The 19,846-nt window shown below is 70.8% G+C and carries 21 protein-coding genes; 6 read left to right on the plus strand and 15 right to left on the minus strand.

What is annotated here, in order from left to right:
- Positions 1-14 precede the first annotated feature (14 nt).
- The 7 genes from GWK16_RS13495 to GWK16_RS13525 are packed head-to-tail and all read right to left on the minus strand — an operon-like array spanning position 15 to position 6,895.
- On the minus strand, positions 15-1,202 hold the full coding sequence (locus tag GWK16_RS13495) for a CaiB/BaiF CoA transferase family protein (protein ID WP_170054500.1): 1,188 nt from the start codon (positions 1,200-1,202) through the stop codon (positions 15-17).
- Between the two features lie 11 nt (positions 1,203-1,213).
- The gene (locus GWK16_RS13500; protein ID WP_170054501.1) at positions 1,214-2,182 is read right to left on the minus strand and encodes a Bug family tripartite tricarboxylate transporter substrate binding protein; all 969 of its coding nucleotides are present in this window, start codon (positions 2,180-2,182) and stop codon (positions 1,214-1,216) included.
- On the minus strand, positions 2,179-3,381 hold the full coding sequence (locus GWK16_RS13505) for a CaiB/BaiF CoA transferase family protein (protein WP_170054502.1): 1,203 nt from the start codon (positions 3,379-3,381) through the stop codon (positions 2,179-2,181). The genes GWK16_RS13500 and GWK16_RS13505 overlap by 4 nt, the downstream gene beginning before the upstream one ends.
- A gap of 1 nt (position 3,382) precedes the next feature.
- On the minus strand, positions 3,383-4,228 hold the full coding sequence (locus tag GWK16_RS13510) for an FAS1-like dehydratase domain-containing protein (protein ID WP_170054503.1): 846 nt from the start codon (positions 4,226-4,228) through the stop codon (positions 3,383-3,385).
- A complete protein-coding gene (locus GWK16_RS13515) occupies positions 4,225-5,064 on the minus strand; it encodes an amidohydrolase family protein (RefSeq protein WP_170054504.1) in 840 nt (279 codons plus the stop codon). The genes GWK16_RS13510 and GWK16_RS13515 overlap by 4 nt, the downstream gene beginning before the upstream one ends.
- 2 nt (positions 5,065-5,066) lie before the next feature.
- Complete coding sequence (locus GWK16_RS13520; RefSeq protein WP_170054505.1) at positions 5,067-5,918, minus strand: amidohydrolase family protein; 852 nt, start codon at positions 5,916-5,918, stop codon at positions 5,067-5,069.
- Positions 5,915-6,895 carry a Bug family tripartite tricarboxylate transporter substrate binding protein gene (locus tag GWK16_RS13525; RefSeq protein WP_170054506.1) on the minus strand — a complete coding sequence of 327 codons (981 nt, stop codon included), beginning with the start codon at positions 6,893-6,895 and terminating at the stop codon, positions 5,915-5,917. The genes GWK16_RS13520 and GWK16_RS13525 overlap by 4 nt, the downstream gene beginning before the upstream one ends.
- A 135-nt stretch (positions 6,896-7,030) precedes the next feature.
- Between GWK16_RS13525 and GWK16_RS13530 the strand changes: the two genes are divergently transcribed.
- Positions 7,031-7,954, plus strand: coding sequence for a dihydrodipicolinate synthase family protein (locus GWK16_RS13530; RefSeq protein WP_211187399.1), 924 nt, complete (start codon positions 7,031-7,033; stop codon positions 7,952-7,954).
- Positions 7,954-8,223, plus strand: a complete 270-nt coding sequence (locus tag GWK16_RS13535) for a hypothetical protein (protein WP_170054508.1) — start codon at positions 7,954-7,956, stop codon at positions 8,221-8,223. Before GWK16_RS13530 ends, GWK16_RS13535 begins: the two co-directional genes overlap by 1 nt.
- Here GWK16_RS13535 and GWK16_RS13540 read toward each other — a convergent pair.
- Positions 8,220-8,672, minus strand: coding sequence for an Lrp/AsnC family transcriptional regulator (locus GWK16_RS13540; protein WP_168038196.1), 453 nt, complete (start codon positions 8,670-8,672; stop codon positions 8,220-8,222). The genes GWK16_RS13535 and GWK16_RS13540 overlap by 4 nt on opposite strands.
- A 134-nt stretch (positions 8,673-8,806) precedes the next feature.
- On the opposite strand from GWK16_RS13540, the gene GWK16_RS13545 reads away from it, so the two are divergent.
- The gene (locus tag GWK16_RS13545; protein ID WP_170054509.1) at positions 8,807-10,066 is read left to right on the plus strand and encodes a D-amino acid dehydrogenase; all 1,260 of its coding nucleotides are present in this window, start codon (positions 8,807-8,809) and stop codon (positions 10,064-10,066) included.
- A gap of 168 nt (positions 10,067-10,234) precedes the next feature.
- A complete protein-coding gene (locus GWK16_RS13550; protein WP_170054510.1) occupies positions 10,235-10,537 on the plus strand; it encodes a putative quinol monooxygenase in 303 nt (100 codons plus the stop codon).
- 15 nt (positions 10,538-10,552) lie between these two features.
- On the opposite strand, the gene GWK16_RS13555 is transcribed toward GWK16_RS13550, so the two are convergent.
- The 4 genes from GWK16_RS13555 to GWK16_RS13570 are packed head-to-tail and all read right to left on the minus strand — an operon-like array spanning position 10,553 to position 13,748.
- Complete coding sequence (locus GWK16_RS13555; RefSeq protein ID WP_170054511.1) at positions 10,553-11,152, minus strand: hypothetical protein; 600 nt, start codon at positions 11,150-11,152, stop codon at positions 10,553-10,555.
- A 10-nt stretch (positions 11,153-11,162) separates the two neighbouring features.
- A complete protein-coding gene (locus GWK16_RS13560) occupies positions 11,163-12,032 on the minus strand; it encodes an HpcH/HpaI aldolase/citrate lyase family protein (RefSeq protein WP_170054512.1) in 870 nt (289 codons plus the stop codon).
- Positions 12,029-12,904 (minus strand): hypothetical protein, encoded by an 876-nt coding sequence (locus GWK16_RS13565; RefSeq protein ID WP_170054513.1) that lies wholly within the window; start codon positions 12,902-12,904, stop codon positions 12,029-12,031. Before GWK16_RS13565 ends, GWK16_RS13560 begins: the two co-directional genes overlap by 4 nt.
- 1 nt (position 12,905) lies before the next feature.
- On the minus strand, positions 12,906-13,748 hold the full coding sequence (locus tag GWK16_RS13570; RefSeq protein ID WP_170054514.1) for a serine hydrolase: 843 nt from the start codon (positions 13,746-13,748) through the stop codon (positions 12,906-12,908).
- A 101-nt stretch (positions 13,749-13,849) separates the two neighbouring features.
- Here GWK16_RS13570 and GWK16_RS13575 point away from each other — a divergent pair, with 101 nt between their 5' ends.
- Together GWK16_RS13575 and GWK16_RS13580 are read left to right on the plus strand one after the other, a co-directional pair.
- Complete coding sequence (locus GWK16_RS13575; RefSeq protein ID WP_170054515.1) at positions 13,850-14,785, plus strand: 3-hydroxyacyl-CoA dehydrogenase NAD-binding domain-containing protein; 936 nt, start codon at positions 13,850-13,852, stop codon at positions 14,783-14,785.
- Positions 14,782-15,621 (plus strand): phosphate/phosphite/phosphonate ABC transporter substrate-binding protein, encoded by an 840-nt coding sequence (locus GWK16_RS13580; protein WP_211187401.1) that lies wholly within the window; start codon positions 14,782-14,784, stop codon positions 15,619-15,621. The genes GWK16_RS13575 and GWK16_RS13580 overlap by 4 nt, the downstream gene beginning before the upstream one ends.
- Before the next feature lie 11 nt (positions 15,622-15,632).
- Here GWK16_RS13580 and GWK16_RS13585 read toward each other — a convergent pair whose 3' ends face one another.
- From GWK16_RS13585 to GWK16_RS13595, 3 genes are all read right to left on the minus strand, one after another.
- On the minus strand, positions 15,633-16,571 hold the full coding sequence (locus GWK16_RS13585; RefSeq protein ID WP_170054516.1) for a TAXI family TRAP transporter solute-binding subunit: 939 nt from the start codon (positions 16,569-16,571) through the stop codon (positions 15,633-15,635).
- A 10-nt stretch (positions 16,572-16,581) separates the two neighbouring features.
- A complete protein-coding gene (locus GWK16_RS13590) occupies positions 16,582-17,958 on the minus strand; it encodes a dicarboxylate/amino acid:cation symporter (protein ID WP_277613617.1) in 1,377 nt (458 codons plus the stop codon).
- Between the two features lie 169 nt (positions 17,959-18,127).
- Positions 18,128-19,834, minus strand: coding sequence for an N-acyl-D-amino-acid deacylase family protein (locus tag GWK16_RS13595; RefSeq protein WP_170054517.1), 1,707 nt, complete (start codon positions 19,832-19,834; stop codon positions 18,128-18,130).
- Between the last annotated feature and the right edge of the window lie 12 nt (positions 19,835-19,846).

The following is a 19,846-nucleotide window of genomic DNA, read 5'->3' on the forward strand; positions in this document are numbered from 1 at the left end:
GGCTCCGGGTTGGGTCAGACGGCGCGGCTGCCGTGCAGCGCGGCGCGTGCCGCGGCGTCGTAGCCGAGTTCTTCGAGGATGGCATCCGTGTCGGCGCCGAGCGGCCGCGGGGGCGCATCCACGCGCGGCCCGCCATGGGCGAAGCCGAAGGCGGCGACGGGCACGGCGAAGGGGCCGTCCACGCCAGGCGCGGCCGCGAAGCGATGGGTCAGGCCGCGCGCGCTCAGGTGCGGATCGGCCAGTGCCTCGTCCATCCGGCGCACGCGGGCGGCGGGGACGTGGCGGGATTGCAGGAAGGCCTCCCATTCCTCCGCGGTGCGGGTCAGCATGATCTCGCGCAGCGCGGCGGCCTCGGCGTCGCGCTGCGCGACGCGGTCCTCGTTGCGCGCCTTGGCCATCTCCGGCCGGCCGAGCGCGGCCCACAGCCGCTTCTGCTGGCGCAGGTTCGACGCGCCGAGCATCACCATCCCGTCCTTCGTCGGATAGGCGGAATTGGTCGCGTATTCGTGGTCGTTGCCGCGTGGCCGCGCCGGCCGTCCGGTCCGCGAATGCGCGGTGACGTGGGAGGCCATCATCATCATCGCGACATCAAGCATGGCGAGGTCGATGCGCTGCCCCTTGCCGGTCCGTTCCCGCTGGAACAATGCAGCCGAGAGCGCGAAGGCGCCCATCGTACCGGTCGCATAGTCGATCGCCGGCGCGCCGAGCTTGAGCGGGTTCACCTCCGGCGTGCCGGTGCAGGCCATGATGCCGGAAGTCGCCTGGATCACGTGGTCATAGGCGGTCTGCGTGCCGCGCGGCCCGCCCTGCCCGAAGGCGGAGATCGAGCAGTAGATCAGGCGTGTGTTCAGCGCCGAGAGCGCCTCGTAGCCGAGGCCAAGTGCGGCGAAGGCGCCTGGGCGGTAGTTCTCGACCAGCACGTCGGCCTGCGCGACGAGGCGGCGGAACACCTCCCGCGCCGCCTCCTGCTTCAGGTCGAGTGTCAGGGACCGCTTGTTCGATCCCTGGGTGAGGAAATACGTCCCCATGCCCGCCCGGTTCAGGTCCCAGTCCGGCCCGCTGCCGCGACTCTGGTCCGGGTCGTCGGGATGCTCGACCTTGATGACCTCCGCGCCCAGCAGGCCGAGCTGATAGGCTGCGAAGGGACCGGCCAGCACATGCGTCGCATCGATGATGCGGATGCCTTCGAAGGGGCGGGTCATGGCACGCTCCTCTAGCCCAGGGTGACGTTGGCGCGGCGGATCAGCGCGCCCCAGCGCTCGCGCTCGGTGGCGATGTAGGCGCCGAACTCCGCGGGCGTCATCGGCTGCGCGACGGCGCCCTCGGTCTCGAGCCTGGCGCGGAAGGGCGCCTCGCCGAGGATGCGGTTGCAGGCCTCGTTCAGCCGCGCAACCAGCGGCGCCGGCGTGCCCGGCGGGGCGACGATGCCGTACCATTGCAGCACGTCGAAGCCGGGTAGGCCCTGCTCGGCGATGGTCGGGATGTCGTTCGCCGAAGGCAGGCGCTGCAGCGAGGAAATGCCGAGCGCCCGCAACTGCCCCGCCCGCACCGGCGGCAGCGCTGGCGGCCCGCCGGTCATGGTGAGCTGGATGGTGCCGGAGATGAGGTCCGTCATCATCGGCCCGGTGCCGCGATAGGGCACATGAGTCATGTCGGTGCCCGTCGCCTCCATGAAGGCGACCATGGAGATATGCGCCGCACTGCCATTGCCGCCGCTGCCATAGGTCAGCACCCCCGGCTGGCGCTTCGCCAGCGCGACGAGGGAAGGCACGTCGGTCGCTTCCAGCCGGTTCGTCACCACCAGGAAGTTCGCGACATTCGCGACCAGCGCGACCGGCACGAATCCCGCGATGTCGAAGCTGATGTTCCGATACAGCGCCGGGTTCGCCGCCAGCGTCCCGATATGGCCCATCATCAGCGTGTGACCGTCGGGCGCGGAGCGAAACACCTGCTCGGACCCCAGCGTGCCGCCGGCGCCGGGCCGGTTGTCCACGATGAAGGGCTGGCCGAAGATCTCCGACAGCCGCTGCGCCATGGCGCGGGCGAGGATGTCGGTCGACCCGCCGGGCGTGAAGGGCACGACCAGGCGCACCGGGCGCTCCGGCCAGGACTGCGCCCGGGCCACTGCCAGCGGCGCGAGCGTGGTGGCCGCGATCGCGGTGCGGCGGGTGATGCTCGTCATGGCTTCGCCTCGATCAGCACGCCGTCCGCGCGCAGGGCCTCGATCTCCTCCGTGGTCAGCCCCGCCGCGGCCAGCACCGCGGCGCCATCCGCGCCGAGCCGCGGTGCAGGCGCGCGGGCCGGTGCGGTGCCGCCCGAGAAGTAGTTCGGCGCGCCGATCGCCCAGGTCGCGCCCTCGGTCGGGTGCACCTCCTCCCGCACCATGCCCACCGCGCGCAGATGCGGGTCGTCGATCAGCGAGGCAATGGTGTTGTAGGGGGACGCCGGCACGTCCACGCGGTCGAAGATCTCGAGCCACTCCGCCGTCGTCTTCCCGCCGAGGGAGGTCGCGCGGATGTGGAAGTACTCCTTCGTGTGCTGCACCCGCTGGGCGATGGTCGCGAAGCGCGGGTCGGTCTTGAGCTCCGGCCGCCCGATCGCGTCGAAGAAGGCGTGCGCCTGCGCGTCGGTGTTCGCGGAGATGCAGATGTAGCCGTCCTTCGTCGGCAGCGGCTTTCCGTCCGGGCTCAGCACGCGATGGTCGCCAGGCGGGCCGAGCGGCGGGCGGAAGGAATGCGCGCCGAGATGCTCCTGCATGATGTAGGCGGCCATGTTCTCGAACATCGGCACCTCGATGGCCTCGCCGACGCCGGTCTTCTCGCGGCGGTAGAGCGCGAAACCGATCATCTGCGCGGCGATCAGCCCGACCGTGTGGTCGGCGACGAGGAAGGGGACGTAGCGCGGCTCGCCGGTCGAGGCCTCGAAGCAGCCCGCGACGCCCGAGACGCCCTGGATGACGGTGTCATAGGCCGGTCGGCCGGCATAGGGACCACCGGTGCCGAAGCCGGTGATGGAACAATGGATCAGGCGCGGCGCGGCGGCGCGAAGGCCCTCGGCATCGACGCCAAGGCGCGCCTGCGCATCGGGGCGGATATTGGTGACGAAGACATCGACGGTTGCCGCGAGCCGCCTCAGCGCCGCGATGCCCGCGGGCTTCTTGAGGTCGATCGCGATCGACTTCTTGCCGCGGTTGAAGTTGAGGAACTTGCCGTTCATCCCCGGGCTGCGCCCCTTGCCGGCCAGGGAGCGCAGCAGATCGCCCGAGGGGGCCTCGATCTTGATGACCTCGGCGCCGTGTTCGCACAGCACATGCGTGCAGATCGGCCCCACCACCACGGCGGAGAGGTCGAGGACGCGGATGCCGTCGAGGGGACCGGCCATGTCAGCCGATCCTCGTCCGGATGCGGATGGCCATGGCGCCGTCCTCCTTCTCCACCCACAGGGCGCGCTGGCCCTCGGCGTCGGGGGCCTCGCCGCACAGGAAGGCGGGCCGGTTGCAGAAGACGGGCTGCATGGTGCGGGCCTCGTAGGATCGGATCTGCGCGCCGGGGTGGCGGCGGAGCAGTGCCTCGAACAGGAACAGGGTGCTGACGCTGCCGTTGACGACGAGGCCCGGATAGCCCTCGACGTCGCGGGTGTAGTCCGCGTCGTAGTGGATGCGGTGGCCGTTGAAGGCGAGCGCTGAGAAGCGGAACAGCATCACAGGATCGGGCGCCCAGGCATCCCGCCATTCGGCGGCGGGCACCGGCGCAGGCTTCTCGGGCGGGGCGGGCGCGTTCCGCTTGGCCTCGAGATAGGCGATGTCCTGTTCTTCCACCGCGACCAGGCCCTGCGGGCCGGTGATGGTGTGGCGGAGCATGACGAAGATCATCGCGCCGCTGCGCCCGACCTTGGGCGTGATGGCGGCGATCGCCGTCTCGCGTTCCAGCGCGTCGCCTACGCGCGGGGCCGCGTGGTAGGTCAGGCGCCGCCCGCCCAGCATGCGGCGGGGCAGGGGGACGGGGGGCAGGAAATCGCCCTTGGCCGGATGCCCGTCCGGGCCGAGCGCCGATTGCGGCGCGGCGTCGTCGAACAGGATCGACAGCCAATGGTTCGGCACCGGCGCGCCGCGGTCGAGCGCGACATCGGTGCGGTCGGTCAGCGCGGCCATGCGGCGCACGAGCGGCGTCGCCATCTCATCCGCCACGCGGCGGCTGCGTCCGACCCAGGATTGCAGGTCCCCGGTCATGCGAAGCCGTAAAGCCGCGCGGGATTGTCGACCAGCACGCGCTGGAGCGCGGCGGCATCGCCGAACTCCGGCAGCAGGTCGACCAGGTCGGCCTCGTCCGGTTCCCAGCGGACATTCGGATGCGGCCAGTCCGTGCCCCAGAGCGTGCGGTCCGGCGCGGCCTCGATCAGCCGCCGCGCGAAGGGAATGGCGTCGCGGAAGGGTGGGCCCGCGGCGGATATGCGCTCGGCTCCCGAGACCTTCACCCACCAGTTCGGTTGCTGCAGCAGGTCGAGCAGGATGCGGAAGGCCTGATGATCTATGCCCTCGGGGACCGGTACGCGGCCCATGTGGTCCACGACAACGGTCAGGCGCAGGCTGCGCAGCAGTTCCTCGAAGGCGAGGATGCTGCCGGCGTCGAGGTGCAGCACCAGGTGCCAGCCCATCCCGGCGATGCGATCCGCCGTGCGCTTCAGAAGGGCAAGGTCCGGAACGCCGCCGAGATGCTGCAGGAAGCCGAAGCGCACGCCGCGCACGCCGCCATCGTGCAGGGTCTTGTACTCGGCATCGCCGAAGCTCTCGTCCACCAGCGCGACGCCGCGCCAGGCGCCGTTGCTCGCAGCGATGGCGTCCAGCATCGCCCGGTTGTCCGATTTGTAGACCGTGGTCTGTACGATCACCGCGCGGTCGATGCCGAGCCGCGCATGCAGCGCGACCAGATCGTCGCGGTTGCGCTCGGGCGGCGTGTAGGGCGCGCCCTTCGCGACCGGATAGCGATCGAAGGGGCCCCAGATATGCACATGCGTGTCGCAGGTGCCGCGCGGCAGGACGAAGGTCGGTCGACGTTCGGAGGCCATGGTCAGATCGCCGGGAAGTCGTAGAGCCGCGCGGGCGTGTCGGTCAGGATCTTCCGCCGCAGCAGCGGATCGCGCGTCCAGTCGAGGAAGACCTCCAGCAGCCGCTTCGCGTCGGGCCGCCCGCCATCGGGGCGCGGATGCGGCCAGTCGGTGCCCCAGACCAGCGCATCGGGATTGGCCGCGACCAGCGCGTCGTGGAACGGCTTGGCTTCCAGGTAGTCCGGCTTGGTCGCGCCGAGCCGGTAGGTCCCCGACAGCTTGGCCATGTAGCGGCCTTCGCCCACGCCGCGAACCAGCGCCTGGAAGCCGGGGTCGTTGGTGCCGTGGCTGTGGTGCAGGCGGCCCATATGGTCCACCACGATCGGCACCGGCACCTTGGCAAGGCGCGGCTCGAGCTCCGGTAGGTGCCGGGCGTCGATCCACAGTTGCAGATGCCAGCCCAGTTCCTTCATCAGCGGGAAGAAGGGCTCGATCTCGGCCAGGCGGACACCGCCGTGATAGGCGGCGACGCCGTCGCGCCGGTATTCGTTCGCGCGCAGTCCGCGGATGCCGTCGCGATGCATGGCGCGCAGCGTCTCGGCCGTCGCTTCCCGGCCGACCACGGCCACGCCGCGCAGCCGGTCCGGCGCGCGGCGCAGCGCATCCAGCGTGCAGGCATTGTCGCGATCATAGGCCGAGGGCTGCACGATGACGCCGCGATCCAGGTCCAGCCGGTCGAGCAGCGCGAGGTAGTCCTCAAGCGTCTCGTCCTCCGGCGTGTAGGACCGCGGTTCGGCATAGGGGAACTTCGCCGCCGGGCCGAAGATGTGGCAGTGGCAGTCGGTGGCACCCGGCGGGGTCTCGCGCGTGCTCATTCGGGGCGGATCTCCGCGGCCTGGGCGGCGGCGCGCGACTTCGCCAGGTCCGCCGCGATGAAGGCGGCGAAGCCGGCGGGGGTCGCGAGGGCGTCGCTGGCGGCTTCGCCGCCCATGGCCGTCATGCGGTTGCGGAACTCGGTCTCGGCGACGATCGCCGCCATGGCGGCGCCGAGGGCGCGCATCGCCTCGGCCGGCGTCCCCGTCGGCGCGAGCAGCCCGACATAGGAGGCCGCGGTGAAGCCGGCGATGCCTTGCTCGATCATCGTCGGGGCCTCGGGCAGCGCGGGCAGGCGCGCAGCGGAGGCGACGGCGATGATGCGTGCCTTGCCGTCGCGCTGCAGCGGCAGGGCGGTCGAGAACTCGGTGAACAGCATCGGCAGGTTGCCGGCGAGGAAATCCGGCACCGCCGCGCCGCCGCCGCGATAGGGCACGTGCAGCAGCCGCGCCCCGCTCGCCGCCTTGAAGGATTCGAGGGCGAGGTGCGTGGCACTCGCCACGCCCGCCGTGCCGATGCCGATCGCCTCGGAGGCCGCGCGCGACGCCGCGATGACATCCGCCACGCTGCGATATGGCGCATTGGGCTGCACCACCAGACAATGCGGCACCTGCATCGCCATTGCGATCGGCGCGAAGTCGCGCACCGCGTCATAGGGAAGGCGGGCCTGCACGACGGGGTTCACGCTGAGTGGCCCGTTCGATCCGATCAGCAGCGTGTAGCCATCGGGCCGCGCACGAGCGACAGCCTCGGCCCCCACGCCGCCGCCGGCGCCGGGGCGGTTCTCGACGACGACCGGCTGGCCGAGCTTCTCCTGCAGGCGCTGCTGCAGAATGCGTCCGACGACGTCGGCATTGCCGCCCGGCGCGAAGGGTACGATCACGCGAACGGGACGGTCGGGCCAGGGCGCCTGGGCCCGGGCCCCGCTGGCGGCGGCGAGGGTGGCGCCCCCGGCCAGCAGCGCGCGGCGGCTGGTCATCGGATGTTTCCTCCGGTCGTTCCTGGACGGGTCGAGATATGACACGCCGCCGGACGGCTTCAAAGGCGACCCCCTGTGACGCGCCGCCGTCGCGCGGCTATGGTGGGGAAAGGTTTCCAGCCGGAAGGAATGTCCATGTTCGATCGTTCCGCCAAGGGCGTCTTCGTCATCGCGCCCACGCCGTTCCTGCCCGACGGGGCGCTCGACCTCGCCAGCACCGACCGCATGACGGATGCCTTCATCGCCGCCGGGGCCGCGGGCATGACCATCCTCGGCGTGATGGGGGAGGCGCCGAAGCTGACCGAGGCCGAGAGCCTCGCCTTCGTCGATCGCGTCATCAAGCGCAGCGCCGGGCGCATCCCCGTGGTGGTCGGTGCCTCCGCGCCGGGCTTCGCGCAGATGAAGGCGATCGCGCGCGGGTCGATGGATCTCGGCGCGGCCGGGATCATGGTCTCGCCGACGCCGGGGTTGAAGGGGGACGAGGCCGTCATCTCCTACATCGCCCAGGCGATGGACGTGGTCGATGCGCCCTTCGTACTGCAGGACTATCCGCAGCTGACCAACGTCACCATGACCGCGCCGATGATCGCGCGCATGGCCCAGGACCAGCGCATGGTGATGCTGAAGGCCGAGGACTGGCCCGGCCTCGACAAGCTGACGGCGATCCGCCGGCTGGAGGCCGAAGGCAAGATGCCGCGCGTGTCGATCCTCGGCGGCGTCGGCGGGCAGTTCCTGCCCGAGGAGCTCGCGCGCGGCGCCGACGGCATCATGACCGGCTACGCCTTCCCCGAGATGCTGGTGAATGTCTGCAAGCTGATGTGGGCCGGCCAGCGCGACGCGGCGCAGGACCTGTTCGACCTGCACCTGCCGCTGATCCGCACGGAAGTGCAGCCGGGCCTCGGCCTCGCGATCCGGAAATACGTGCTGAAGCGGCGCGGCATCATCGCGCACGACACGCTGCGCGCGCCGGGGCCGAAGCTGACGCCGGAAACGGCGGCGGAAGTCGATTACCTGCTCGCCCGCCTGGCGCGCACGCAGCCGCTGGCGGCCGCGGCCTAATGGATCCCGCGGCGCTGACGCAGCGCGCGGAGGCCGAGGGGCTTCCGCCGCTGCTCGCCGCGCTGTGGTGGGATGCGCGCGGGGACTGGGCCCGCGCGCATGAGATCGCGCAATCCGTCGAGACCGCGGACGGATCATGGGTGCACGCCTATCTGCACCGCAAGGAAGGCGATCTCGGCAACGCGGATTACTGGTATCGCCGCGCAGGGCGGCGTCGGCCTGGCGTGACGCTTGCGGAGGAATGGGCGGACCTCGTCCGCGCCTTCTAGTTCCGGCTGCCGATGACCCGGCGGATCGCGAAGGAGGACTGGATCCGCGCCACCCCCGGCAGCCGCGACAGCTGTTCCTTGTGGATGCGTTCGTAGTCGGCGGCGTCGCGCGCCTCGACGCGCAGTAGGTAGTCCGACATGCCGGTCATCAGGTAGCACTCGCGCACCTCGGGCAGCCGGCGCACCGAGGCTTCGAAGCGCGACAGGTGTTCCTCCGTCTGCCGGTCGAGCGTGATCTGCACGATCACCGTGACCGTGTCGCGCGCCTCCGGTTCCTCGATGATGGCGGTGTAGCCGCGGATGACCCCGCTGCGCTCGAGCAGCCGGAGCCGCCGCAGGCAGGCTGACTGCGACAGGCCGACAGCCTCGGCCAGCGCGGCATTGGTGATGCGCCCGTCCTGGCGGAGGGCGCGGAGGATCCGCAGGTCGGCGTCGTCGAGGCTTGGCATGATCTGCGACAGTTTGGCAGTTCCTGCGTCTCCGATCCACTGAGATGAGGGAAAATGCGATGATTCGGCAGGATCGGCGAAGCGCAAACGCCCCATCATTACCGCATCGCAGCAGTCTTGCGGAGCGGATCCCCATGCGCGTCATCGTCCTCGGCAGCGGCGTCGTCGGTGTCACCTCGGCCTGGTACCTGGCCAAGGCGGGGCATGAGGTGACCGTGATGGACCGGCAGGAGGCGGCCGGCATGGAGACCTCCTTCGCCAATGCGGGGCAGCTCTCCTACGGCTATTCCGCCCCCTGGGCCGGGCCGGGCATCCCGGTGAAGGCGCTGAAGTGGCTGATGATGCGCCACCGCCCGCTGGTGCTGTGGCCGCGTGCGGATCGCCGCCTCTATTCCTGGCTGGCGATGATGCTCGCGAACTGCACCGAGGCCGCCTATCGCCTGAACAAGACGCGCATGGTGCGGCTCGCCGAATACTCGCGCGACTGCCTGGGCGACCTGCGGCGCGAGACCGGCATTGCCTATGACGGCCGCTCGATGGGCACGCTGCAGCTGTTCCGCACGCAGAAGCAGCTGGACCATGTCGGCGACGACACCGCGGTGCTCGACACCTTCAAGGTGCCCTACGAGGTGCTGGACCCGGCCGGCTGCATCGCCGCCGAGCCGGCGCTGAAGAACGTGACCGGCAAGTTCGTCGGCGGCCTGCGCCTGCCGGGCGACGAGACTGGCGACGCCCACATCTTCACCCAGCGCCTGGCCGCGATGGCCGCGCAGATCGGCGTGACCTTCCGCTACGGCGCCACCATCCAGGGCCTGCGGACCGAGGGCGACCGCATCACCGGCGTCGTCACCGACCAGGGTGTCGAGACGGCGGACGTCTATGTCGCCGCACTTGGTTCCTTCACGCCGGAACTGCTCGCGCCGCTCGGCGTGCGGCTGCCGGTGTATCCGGTGAAGGGCTACTCCCTGACCCTGCCGGTGCGCGATGAGGCCGGCGCGCCGGTCTCCACTGTCATGGACGAGACCTACAAGGTCGCGATCACCCGCCTGGGCGACCGCATCCGCGTCGGCGGCACGGCGGAACTCGCGGGCTTCTCGCTGCAACTGCGCAAGCCGCGGCGCGAGACGCTGGAACACTCCGTCACCGACCTGTTCCCCAAGGGCGGCAACGTCGCCGAGGCCGCCTTCTGGACCGGCCTGCGCCCGATGACGCCGGACGGCACGCCGGTGGTCGGCGCGACGCGCTTCCGCAACCTGCATCTGAACACCGGCCACGGCACGCTGGGCTGGACCATGGCCTGCGGCTCGGGCCGGGTGCTGGCGGACCTCGTGACCGGCAGGAAGCCCGAGATCGAGACCTCGGACCTGTCGATCGCGCGCTACGCCGCGGCCTGATGCCGGCCAGCCGGGCGGCAGGCCCGGCACCAGGAACATTGTTCGCGCGCAGCCGCCACACCAGCCCTGCGCGCGTGCGGCCGAACCTCACGGGGCCCGGCAGCATGACCTTCACGGCGCGGCGGTTCCGCGCCACCCTTGCGGCCATCCGCAAGGGAAGGAACCGCCATGACGAAGATCGCCATCCACGTCGAATTCCGCCCGAAGCCCGGCTGCCACGCCGCCTTCGACGCGCTGATCCGCGAACATGCGAAGCTGACCGTCGCCGAGGAACCCGGCTGCGAGCGCTTCGAGGTGCTCCAGCCGCTCCAGCAGGACGGCACGCCGGATGAGGGCCGCATCATGCTGGTCGAGGTCTACACCGACCAGGCTGCTGTGAAGGCGCATGTCGCCAACCCGCGCATGCCCAAGGTGCGCGAGGCCTATACGCCGCTGATCGATGAACGCATCCTGACCATGTGCGCGCTGTAGGCCAGCCTCGCGGGGTCAGTCCTCGCGCGCGATGGTCGGCAGCCCGTGCCGCCAGCGGCAGCGGTCGAGGATGCGTCCGATGACCGCCTCGCGCTCCTCGGCCGTCATCGGGACGGAACGCCGCTCCTCCGTGTGCCACCATTCCGTGAGCGTGCGCAGGATGAGGCGCGGCGGGTCGCCGAAGGTGCAGATCACCGTCGCGAGGCGGCCGTCTTCGCGATAGGTGATCATCTCGCCGCGACGGTCGATCTCGAGCAGGAAGGCCGGCGGCACCGGTTCCTGCAGCGGAGCGGGCACCATCGCGGCGCGGATCGCGTCCATGCTTGGCTCCGCCGGCGGCGGGTCTGGCGGTTCGAGGACGAAGAAGCGCCGATCCGCATCGGTCCATTCGCCGGAGGTCAGCGAACTCTGCCGCGCGCGGAAGTCGAGGCCGTCGCCTGACGCTCGCGGCCGCGTCGAGACTTGCCGCGCGAGCATGAGGCAGGCGCCGATCGGCGGCGCGGGGAAGTCGTGCGTCACCTCCGTGACCGCGTTCCCGGCGGCGAGTTCGGCCTCCACCAGGGCGCGGAGCCCCTGCGGGAAGCGCTCGAACTCGGCCTGCCAGTCCGCGGCCAACGGGCGCCGGTCAGCGCGCGCGGGCGAGCAGCCGCCGCGCGCGCTCGACCACCGGCAGGTCGATCATTTGCCCTTCGAAGGCGACCGCGCCCTTGCCTTCGGCAAGCGCCGCATCGAAGGCTGCGATCAGGCGACGGGCGCGCTCCACCTCCGCCGGGGAGGGGCCGTATTCCTCGTTGATGATCGCGACCTGCGAGGGATGGATGCAGGCCTGGCAGGCGAAGCCGAGCGCGCGGGACCGTCGCAGGGACAACCGATAACCCTCGAGGTCCGAGAAATCCGCGAAGGGGCCGACCGAACCCATCGGCTGGATGCCCGCCGCGCGCGCCGCCGCCACGACCATCATGCCGAAGTGATACAGCATGTCCGCGCTCGGCACGGCGCCGAGTTCCGTCGACAGGTCCTCCGCGCCCACGCCGAGCGCAACGACGCGCCGGTCGGCTGTCGCGATGCCGCCGAGCAGCGGCAGCGCGTCCGGCGTCTCGACCACCGCGACGAAGCGGGTGTGGCCGGGCGACATGTCGAGCGCCGCCTCGCGCGCGGCGACGACCTCCGACAGCAGGCGGATGTGCTCCGGCCCCATGACCTTCGGCAGCATCAGCGTGCCGACCGCGGGCATCACCGCCGCGGCGATGTCCGGAACGGCCAGTTCGAGCGGGCGGTTGATGCGGACCGCAACCTCCGCGCCGGCCTGGCCGACGCTCGCGGCGGCCTTGGGCAAGGCGTCGCGCGCGGCCTGCTTCTCGCCGGGCGGGATGGAATCCTCGAGATCGAGGATCACCACATCGGCGCCGCGCGCATGCGCCTTGGCGACGAATTTCTCGCCGGTGGCGGGGACGAACATCAGGGACCGCCAGGTCGCGGGGGCGGGGCGGGTCATGCCGCGAACTCCAGCTCCATCTTCGCGCAGAGATGACCGTCCTTGTCGGTCGCCCAGCACTCCATCCTCCCGTCCGCCGGCGCCGCGCCGCACAGCGTGACGGTGTCGCCGACCCAGAGCGGCCGCGCGAGCCGCGCGGTGAAGCCCTTGAGCCGCCCTGGCGCGCGCTTCAGCGCTGCATCGAGCATCAGCTGCATCGTCAGCCCGCCATTCTGGACCGTCGCCGGATAGCCTTCCTCGTCCCGCGCATAATCCGCGTCGTAGTGGATGCGGTGCGCGTTCCAGGTGACGGACGAATACCGGAACACCAGCGGGGAGGAGAGCAGCACCTTGTCCGCGTAGATGCCGTTCGTCGGCGCCGCGACGGGCGGCGTCTGCGGGCTCGCCTGGCCGGGCGGCGGCGCCTCGCGATACATGGCGTCGAATTCGTCGACGGCGATGACCTGGTCGGCGGTCTCGATGACGTGGCGCATGGTCAGGATCGCCATGCGCCCCGTGCGGCCGATCTTGGGCAGCACCTGCGCCACGATGGCGCGCTTGATCGCCGGCTGGCCGATCCGCAGCGCACCGTCGATCGTCACGCGCCGCCCCGCGCCCATGCGCCGCGGCAGCGGGATCGGCGGCAGGAAGACGCCCTTGTTGGGGTGCCCGTCGGGGCCGATGTCGGACTGCTTCGCGATGTCGGGAAAGAACATCGTGAACCAGTGCGGCGGCAGTTCGTCGCCCTGCTTCAAGCTGGCCGGGTCGATGTCGAGCATCCCCGCGATGCGGCGGGCGGAGGAGAGGCCGATCTCATCCTCCACGATGCGCTCGCGGCCCACCCAGTCCTGCAGGCCCGCGATCGCGGCCTCGAATTCGGCGTCTGTCGTCATGTCAGTTCATCACATCCCAGCAAAGGCGCGTCAGCCGCCCGGCGGTGGCATAGGCTGCAGTGTAGCCGGGCAGCCCGTCCGGCAGGGTGTCCGGCACCCGGTCCGTGTAGACGGAGATGATGAAGCGCGGCGCGTCGTTCTTGTAGACGACGCCGGCATCCATGCGCCCGCGCGGCCCGCGGCCCGTCTTGTTCGCGACCTTCGCCTTCTGCGGCAGCAGGGACGGGATCAGGTTGCGCAGCCGCTGCCAGGACAGGATGTCGAGCGCCAGCCCGCACAATTCCGGCGTCGCGCCGAGGAAGGCCGCCGCCGGGGCATCCCGGGCACCCGCCACCATGCGATCCAGCAGCACGCCCTGGTCGCGCGCCGTGGTGCTCGCCACGGCCTCGACCGGGTGGTCCCAGGGCAGGCCCGGCGGGGGGAAGTTCACGCGATGCGTCGTGCCGGTCATGCCGATGCGCTTGCACCAGGCATTCAGTTCGTCCCGGTCCAGGCGTTCCAGCACGATCTGCGTGCAGACATTGTCGCTGGTGATGATCATGTTCACGAAGGCGTCGCGCAGCGGAATGACGCAGCCGGGCGTCATGTACTGGTAGGTGCCGCTGTCCACGCCCTCCTGCAGGCGCTTCTCGATGGTGCAGGGCTCGTCGAGCCGCAGCTTGCCCTCATGAACCATGGACAGCGCGTGCATCAGGATCGAGGTCTTGCGCGTGCTGGCCGACGGCACGACGACGTCGCCGCCGCGATCGGCCTCCCATCCCGTCGCCAGGTCCTTCACGTACCAGGTCGTATCGAAGGGCTGCGCGTCGCAGACCGCGTTCATCCGCGCGACGAGATCCTGCATGTCCGTTCCTCCTGCCGGCGCGGAGGCTAGACCCGGTCCCGCCGCGTGGCCAGGGCAGGGACGGCGCGATAGGCTCGGCGCGACTCATCGGAGGAACCCCCATGCGAACGGACATCAAGCGCGTCGCGGTGATCGGCGCGGGAACGATCGGCGCTTCCTGGGCCGCCTATTTCCTCAGCCGCGGGCTGGCCGTGAGCGCCAGCGACCCATCCCCCGGCGCGCCCGACCTGCTGCGGCGGATGATCGCCGATGCCTGGCCGATCCTGATGCAACTCGGCGGCAAGCCGGATGCGGACCCCACTGCCTGGACCTTCGACGCCGATCCGGCGAAGGCCGCCGCGGGCTGCGACTTCGTGCAGGAAAGCGCGCCGGAGCGGCTCGAGATCAAGCAGGACCTGCTTGCCCGCATCGATGGCGCGCTGCCGGCGGATGTGGTGATCGCCTCCTCGACCTCCGGCCTGCTGGCGAGCCGCCTGTCGGAACGCTGCGCCCATCCGGAACGCGTCGTCATCGGCCACCCCTTCAACCCGCCACACCTGATCCCGCTGGTCGAGGTCGTCGGCGGCGCCAAGGGCAGCCCGGAGGCCGTGCAGGCCGCCATGCGGTTCTATCGCGCCATCGGCAAACACCCGATCGAGATTCGCAAGGAAGTACCGGGCCATCTCGCCAACCGCCTGCAGGCGGCGATCTGGCGCGAGGCGGTGCATCTCGTCGCCGAGGGCGTCGCCACCGTCGCCGATGTCGATGCCGCGATCAGCGAGGGCCCCGGCCTGCGCTGGGCGCTGATGGGCCCGCACACCACCTTTCACCTGGCCGGCGGGGAAGGGGGCATCGAGCATTTCCTCCATCACCTGATGCCGGCCGTCACCTCCTGGTGGAAGGACCTCGGCGAGCCGGACATCGACGCCGAGGTCCAGCGCATGCTGGTCGAAGGCGTCGCGGACGCGACCGGTGGCGCGACGACCACGGACCTTGCGCGCCGTCGCGACGCCGCGTTGGTCCGCCTGCTCAGCGCGCGGCGCGGCGAGGAGGCATGAAGCGCAGCGCCTCCCTGCCGATGTACAACCTCGCCGGGTTGCGCCCGGCGAATGCGGCCTTCTGGGCGGCGGTCGCGGAGGCATTGCGGGCGCGCGGCATCGGGGAGTTGCCCGAAGCGCCTGACTTCGAACGCCCCGCGGTGCCCGACCGGATCGGGCCGGAGGTGCTCTTCACCCAGACCTGCGGCTTTCCGCTCGGCACCATCTATCGTGGCCAGCATGCGCTGCTCGGCGTGCCGGACTATGAGCAGCCGGGGGATGCGCGGGCGCAGGCCGCTGCGATGGGCATCGCCGGGCCGGTGCACTGCGCCTTCATCCTGGTGCGCGACGACGATCCGGCGCGGAGCCTCGAGGACCTTCGCGGCCGCGTCTTCGCCTGCAACAGCCAGCATTCCAATTCGGGGATGAACCTGCCACGCCGGACGCTAGCGCCGCTCGCCGGCGGACGGCCCTTCTTCGCGCGGGTGGTTGAGACGGGCACGCATCCGGCCAGCATGGCCCTGGTGCAGTCCGGCGGCGCGGACGCGGCCTCGATCGACAACATGACCTACTCCTTCCACGCCGATGTCCGGCCGGAGGCGGTCGCCGGGCTGCGCGTCCTGGCCGAGACGGTGCCAAGCCCCGCCATCCCCTTCGTGACCTCGGCGGCGACCGATACGGCGACGCAGTCTGCGCTGCGGGAAGCGTTGCACGAGGTTTCCGTCGCCCCGCGCCATGCCGCGCTCCGCCACACGCTGCGCCTGCGCGCGATCGTCCCGCCGGAAGGGTCCGACTACGCCATCCTCGCCCGCTACGAGGCCGAGGCCGCGGCGATGGGCTATCCGCGCCTCGTCTAACGGCGGCGCGCCTAGTCGCCCGTCAGCACCCCGGTCACCGCCCGGCTGCCGTAGTAGCGCATGGCGCCGGGATGCCAGGGCAGGACCGTGTTGCGCACGAAGTTGCCGGGCACCGTCGCCGCGGCGGCGGGGTGCGCCTCCATCATCTCGGCGTGGAATTCGAAGACGTCGCGGACGATCTCGAAGGCCAGGCTCGGCACCATGTCCTGGCGCGCGATGGCGATGTTGAACAGACCGACCGTCTCATAGGACGTCATCAGCGAGGGATAGGTCCCGGCGGGGATGCTGGACGCGGAGAGCTCTGGCGCCACCAGCCGGATGCGCGCCACCTGGTCGCGCGTGATCGGGATGTAGCGGATGGCGCGCCGCGCTTCGAGGTCCGCGATGGCCGGGAAGGGCACGCCGGCGGCGACCGCGATGGCGTCGATCTCGCCAACCCGGAAGCGGGCCGCCAGGTCCGCCCAGGACCCGTTGGCCGGCCGGATCTCCGCCCCGAGCGCGGAGAGCATGCGCGGCACATAGTCCGCGCCGGTGCCACCCGCCGGGCCGACCGCAACCGTCTTGCCCGCGAGGTCCACGACGCTGCGGATCGGCGAATCTCGTCGCACGACGAAGTGGAACGGCGTGTCGTACATCGCGAACAGCGCGCGCGCCGCACCGCGCTCGGCGCGCGCCTCCATCACCGCGCCGGTCGTCACGAAGCCGATCTGGGCCTGGCCTTCCTCGACCAGGCGCAGGTTCTCGCCCGGGCCGCTGGTTTCGCGGATCGAGACCGCGATGGCGAGTTCGCGCGTCAGGATGCGCGCCAGCCCGACGCCGTAGGCGTGGTACGTGCCGCCAGGCGAGGCCGTGGCGATGACGATCGCGTTCGGCCAGCGCGGATCTGCGGCGGCGGCCGGCCGCGCCAGCGCCGCGACGCCGATCAGCCCGAGGTGACGACGCCGGATCACCGCGCGGGCCTTAGGGTTTCGCCGCCCGGTGGGAGACCGCCTCGGCGCGGATCTCGCCGACGACCAGCACCGCCTCGGGCGTATCGGCCTCCGCCTCGGTCTCGCCGGCCAGCACGCGCTTCATCCGCGCGACGTCGAGGGCACCTTCCCACTTCGCCACCACCACCGTCGCGATCCCGTTGCCGACCAGGTTGGTCAGGGCGCGGGCCTCGGACATGAAGCGGTCGACGCCGAGGATGAGCGCGATGCTCGCCACCGGCACGGTGCCGAGGGAGGAGAGCGTCGCCGCCAGCACGATGAAGCCCGACCCGGTGACGCCGGCCGCCCCCTTGGACGTCAGCAGCAGGATGCCGATCAGCCCGATCTCCTGGCCCAGCGTCAGAGGCGTGTTGGTCGCCTGGGCGAGGAAGATCGCCGCCATGGTCAGGTAGATGCAGGTGCCGTCGAGGTTGAAGGAGTACCCGGTCGGGATCACGAGGCCGACGACGGATTTCTCGCAGCCGAGATTCTCCATCTTCGCGAGCATCCGCGGCAGCACGCTCTCCGACGAGCTGGTGCCGAGGACGATCAGCAGCTCCTCCTTGATGTAGGCGATGAAGCGGAAGATCGAGAAGCCGCAGAGCCAGGCGATGCCGCCCAGCACGCCGAGCACGAAGAGCAGGCAGGTGACGTAGAAGGCCGCCATCAGGGAGCCGAGCTGCAGCAGGGTGCCGACGCCGTAGCGCCCGATGGTGAAGGCCATGGCGCCGAAGGCGCCGAGCCAGGCCACCTTCATGATGTATCCCACGATGCGGAAGAAGACATGCGCCGTGCTGTCGATCATGTGCAGCAGCGGCTTGCCGTAGTCGCCCAGCGCCTGCAGCGCGAAGGCGAACAGCACGGCGATCAGCAGGACCTGCAGGATCTCTCCTTCGGCGAAGGCTCCCACCACCGTGTTCGGGATGATGTGCATCAGGAAGTCGACGGTCGATTGCTGGCCCGCCCGCGCCGTGTAGGTCGCGATGGCGCGGGTATCGAGCGCGGCGGGATCGACGTTCATCCCCGCGCCGGGCTTCCACAGGTTGACCACGATCAGGCCGATGATCAGCGCGAGCGTCGTCAGCACCTCGAAATAGACCAGCGCCTTCACGCCGACGCGCCCGACCTTCTTCATGTCGTCCATGCTGGCGATACCGTGCACGACGGTGCAGAAGATGATGGGCGCGATCAGCATCTTGATCAGCTTGATGAAGCCGTCCCCGAAGGGCTTCATCTGCACCGCGATCTCGGGCCAGAAATGGCCGAGCAGAACGCCGACCGTGATGGCCGCGAGCACCTGGGCATACAGGTGCCGCCACCAGGGATGGTGCGCCGGGGTGGAGGATGCGGTCGCGGCGGTCATCGCCATCTCGGTCGGCTCCTGCGGGCGTGCGGGCTGCATCGCGCCCGCCCCCCGGCATCGGTCGCGAAACCGTCCATCGCCCCAGGATGCCAGCACAGAAGCGGTCGGCGCGGGAAGCCGAACCTGCAGAGTCGTTGCCGGAATCCGATGCCGCGCCGCAGCAGCGGCGGCCGGGTCAGTGCCCGGCGCGCACCAGCCTGCCGGGCAGCGCGCCGGTTGCCGCACCATCGCGATAGGTGATGGCGCCGGCGACGATCGTCGCGTCGAAGCCGCGTGCGCGCTGCAGCAGCCGCCGCCCGCCCGCCGGCAGGTCGCTGACCATCCGTGGTGCTTCGAGGCCCAGCGCAGCGAGGTCGAAGACGTTCACGTCAGCCTTCATGCCCGGCCGCAGCACGCCGCGATCGGTCAGCCCCGCCGCGCGCGCGGTGTCCGAGGTCAGGCGCCGGACGATCTCCTCGACCGGGAACACCCGTTCCTTTGCGTCCCGCGCCCAATAGGTCAGCAGGAAGGTCGGGAAGGACCCGTCCGAGATGAAGCCGACATGCGCGCCGCCATCCGACAGCCCGGCGATGGCGTTCGGGTGCCTCAGGCACTCCGCGCTGGCCGACAGCGTGTAGTCGTGGAAGTTCGTCAGCGGCGCGAAGATGAAGTCGGCGCCGTCATGGGCCGTGAGGATATCGTAGGCGACCTCCTCGGCGCTGCGGCCTTCCCGTGCGGCGATGGCGGCGATCGAGGCCTCCTTCGGCGGCGCGTAGTCGGGGGGCGCGCCGAAGGGGAACATCCGTTCGAAGGATAGGCGGGTGATCAGCGGGAAGTTCGATCCCGTGATCCGATCCTCCGACAGGATCCGCGCCCGCACGGCGGGGTCGCGCATCGCCGCCGCGCGCTGCGCCGGCGGCAGGTGCGCGATCTCCTTGTAGGAGGCGCAGCCCGAGAAGGGGTTCTGGCTTCCCTGCAGCCCGAGCAGGATGCCGATCGGCCTTGGCGGAAAGACCGGGCGGATCGGCAGGCCCTGCGCTGCCGCCGCATCCGACATCGCCAGGAGTTCCTTCCACGCCTCGGTCCGGTCATGCCGCGCGGTGAGGGAGAACAGCACGCGCTGGCCCGTCGCCTCGACCACGCGCCGGACGATGCCGAACTCCGTCGCCGGGTCAGGGGTGTTCCAGTCGGACACCAGTTCCAGAAGCCCGCCGCCGGCATCGCGCAGGCCCTCGGCGAGGCCCTTCAGCTCCTCCTCCTGCGCGCGCAGCGTCGGCGTCGGGTCGCCCTTCAGGGTCTTGTGGCTGATGGTCCGCGAGGTCGAGACGCCGAAGGCGCCGGCGCGCACCGCCTCGGCGGTGATCTCGCGCATCTTCGCGATGTCGGCCTGGTTCGCGTTCTCGAGGTTCAGGCCGCGCTCGCCCATCACATGCACGCGCACCGCGCCATGCGGCAGCAGGGCACAGATGTCGATGTCGCGCGGCTTCGCGTCCAGCGCGTCGAGGTATTCGGGGAAGGTCTCCCACCGCCAGTCCAGGCCCTCATGCAGGATGGGGCCGGGGATGTCCTCGACCCCTTCCATCAGCTCGATCAGCCGGTCGCGATCCCCGGCGCGGCAGGGGGCGAAGCCGACGCCGCAATTGCCCATCACCGCCGTGGTCACGCCATGCCAGGCCGAGGGCGCGAGGTGAGAATCCCAGACCGCCTGGCCGTCGTAATGGGTGTGGATGTCGACGAAGCCCGGGGTGACGCAGCGGCCGCGGGCATCGATCTCCTCGCGGCCCCGGGCGGCGACGCGGCCGACCTCGGTGATCCGGCCGCCCTCCATGGCAACATCCGCCTCGCGCGGGGGCGCGCCCGTCCCGTCGATCACGGTTCCGCCGCGGATCACCAGATCTGCCATGGCTCGTTCCCT

Origin of the sequence: Neoroseomonas marina, assembly GCF_012927745.1 — a bacterium.
In the GTDB taxonomy this organism is placed as follows: Bacteria; Pseudomonadota; Alphaproteobacteria; order Acetobacterales; family Acetobacteraceae; genus Neoroseomonas; species Neoroseomonas marina.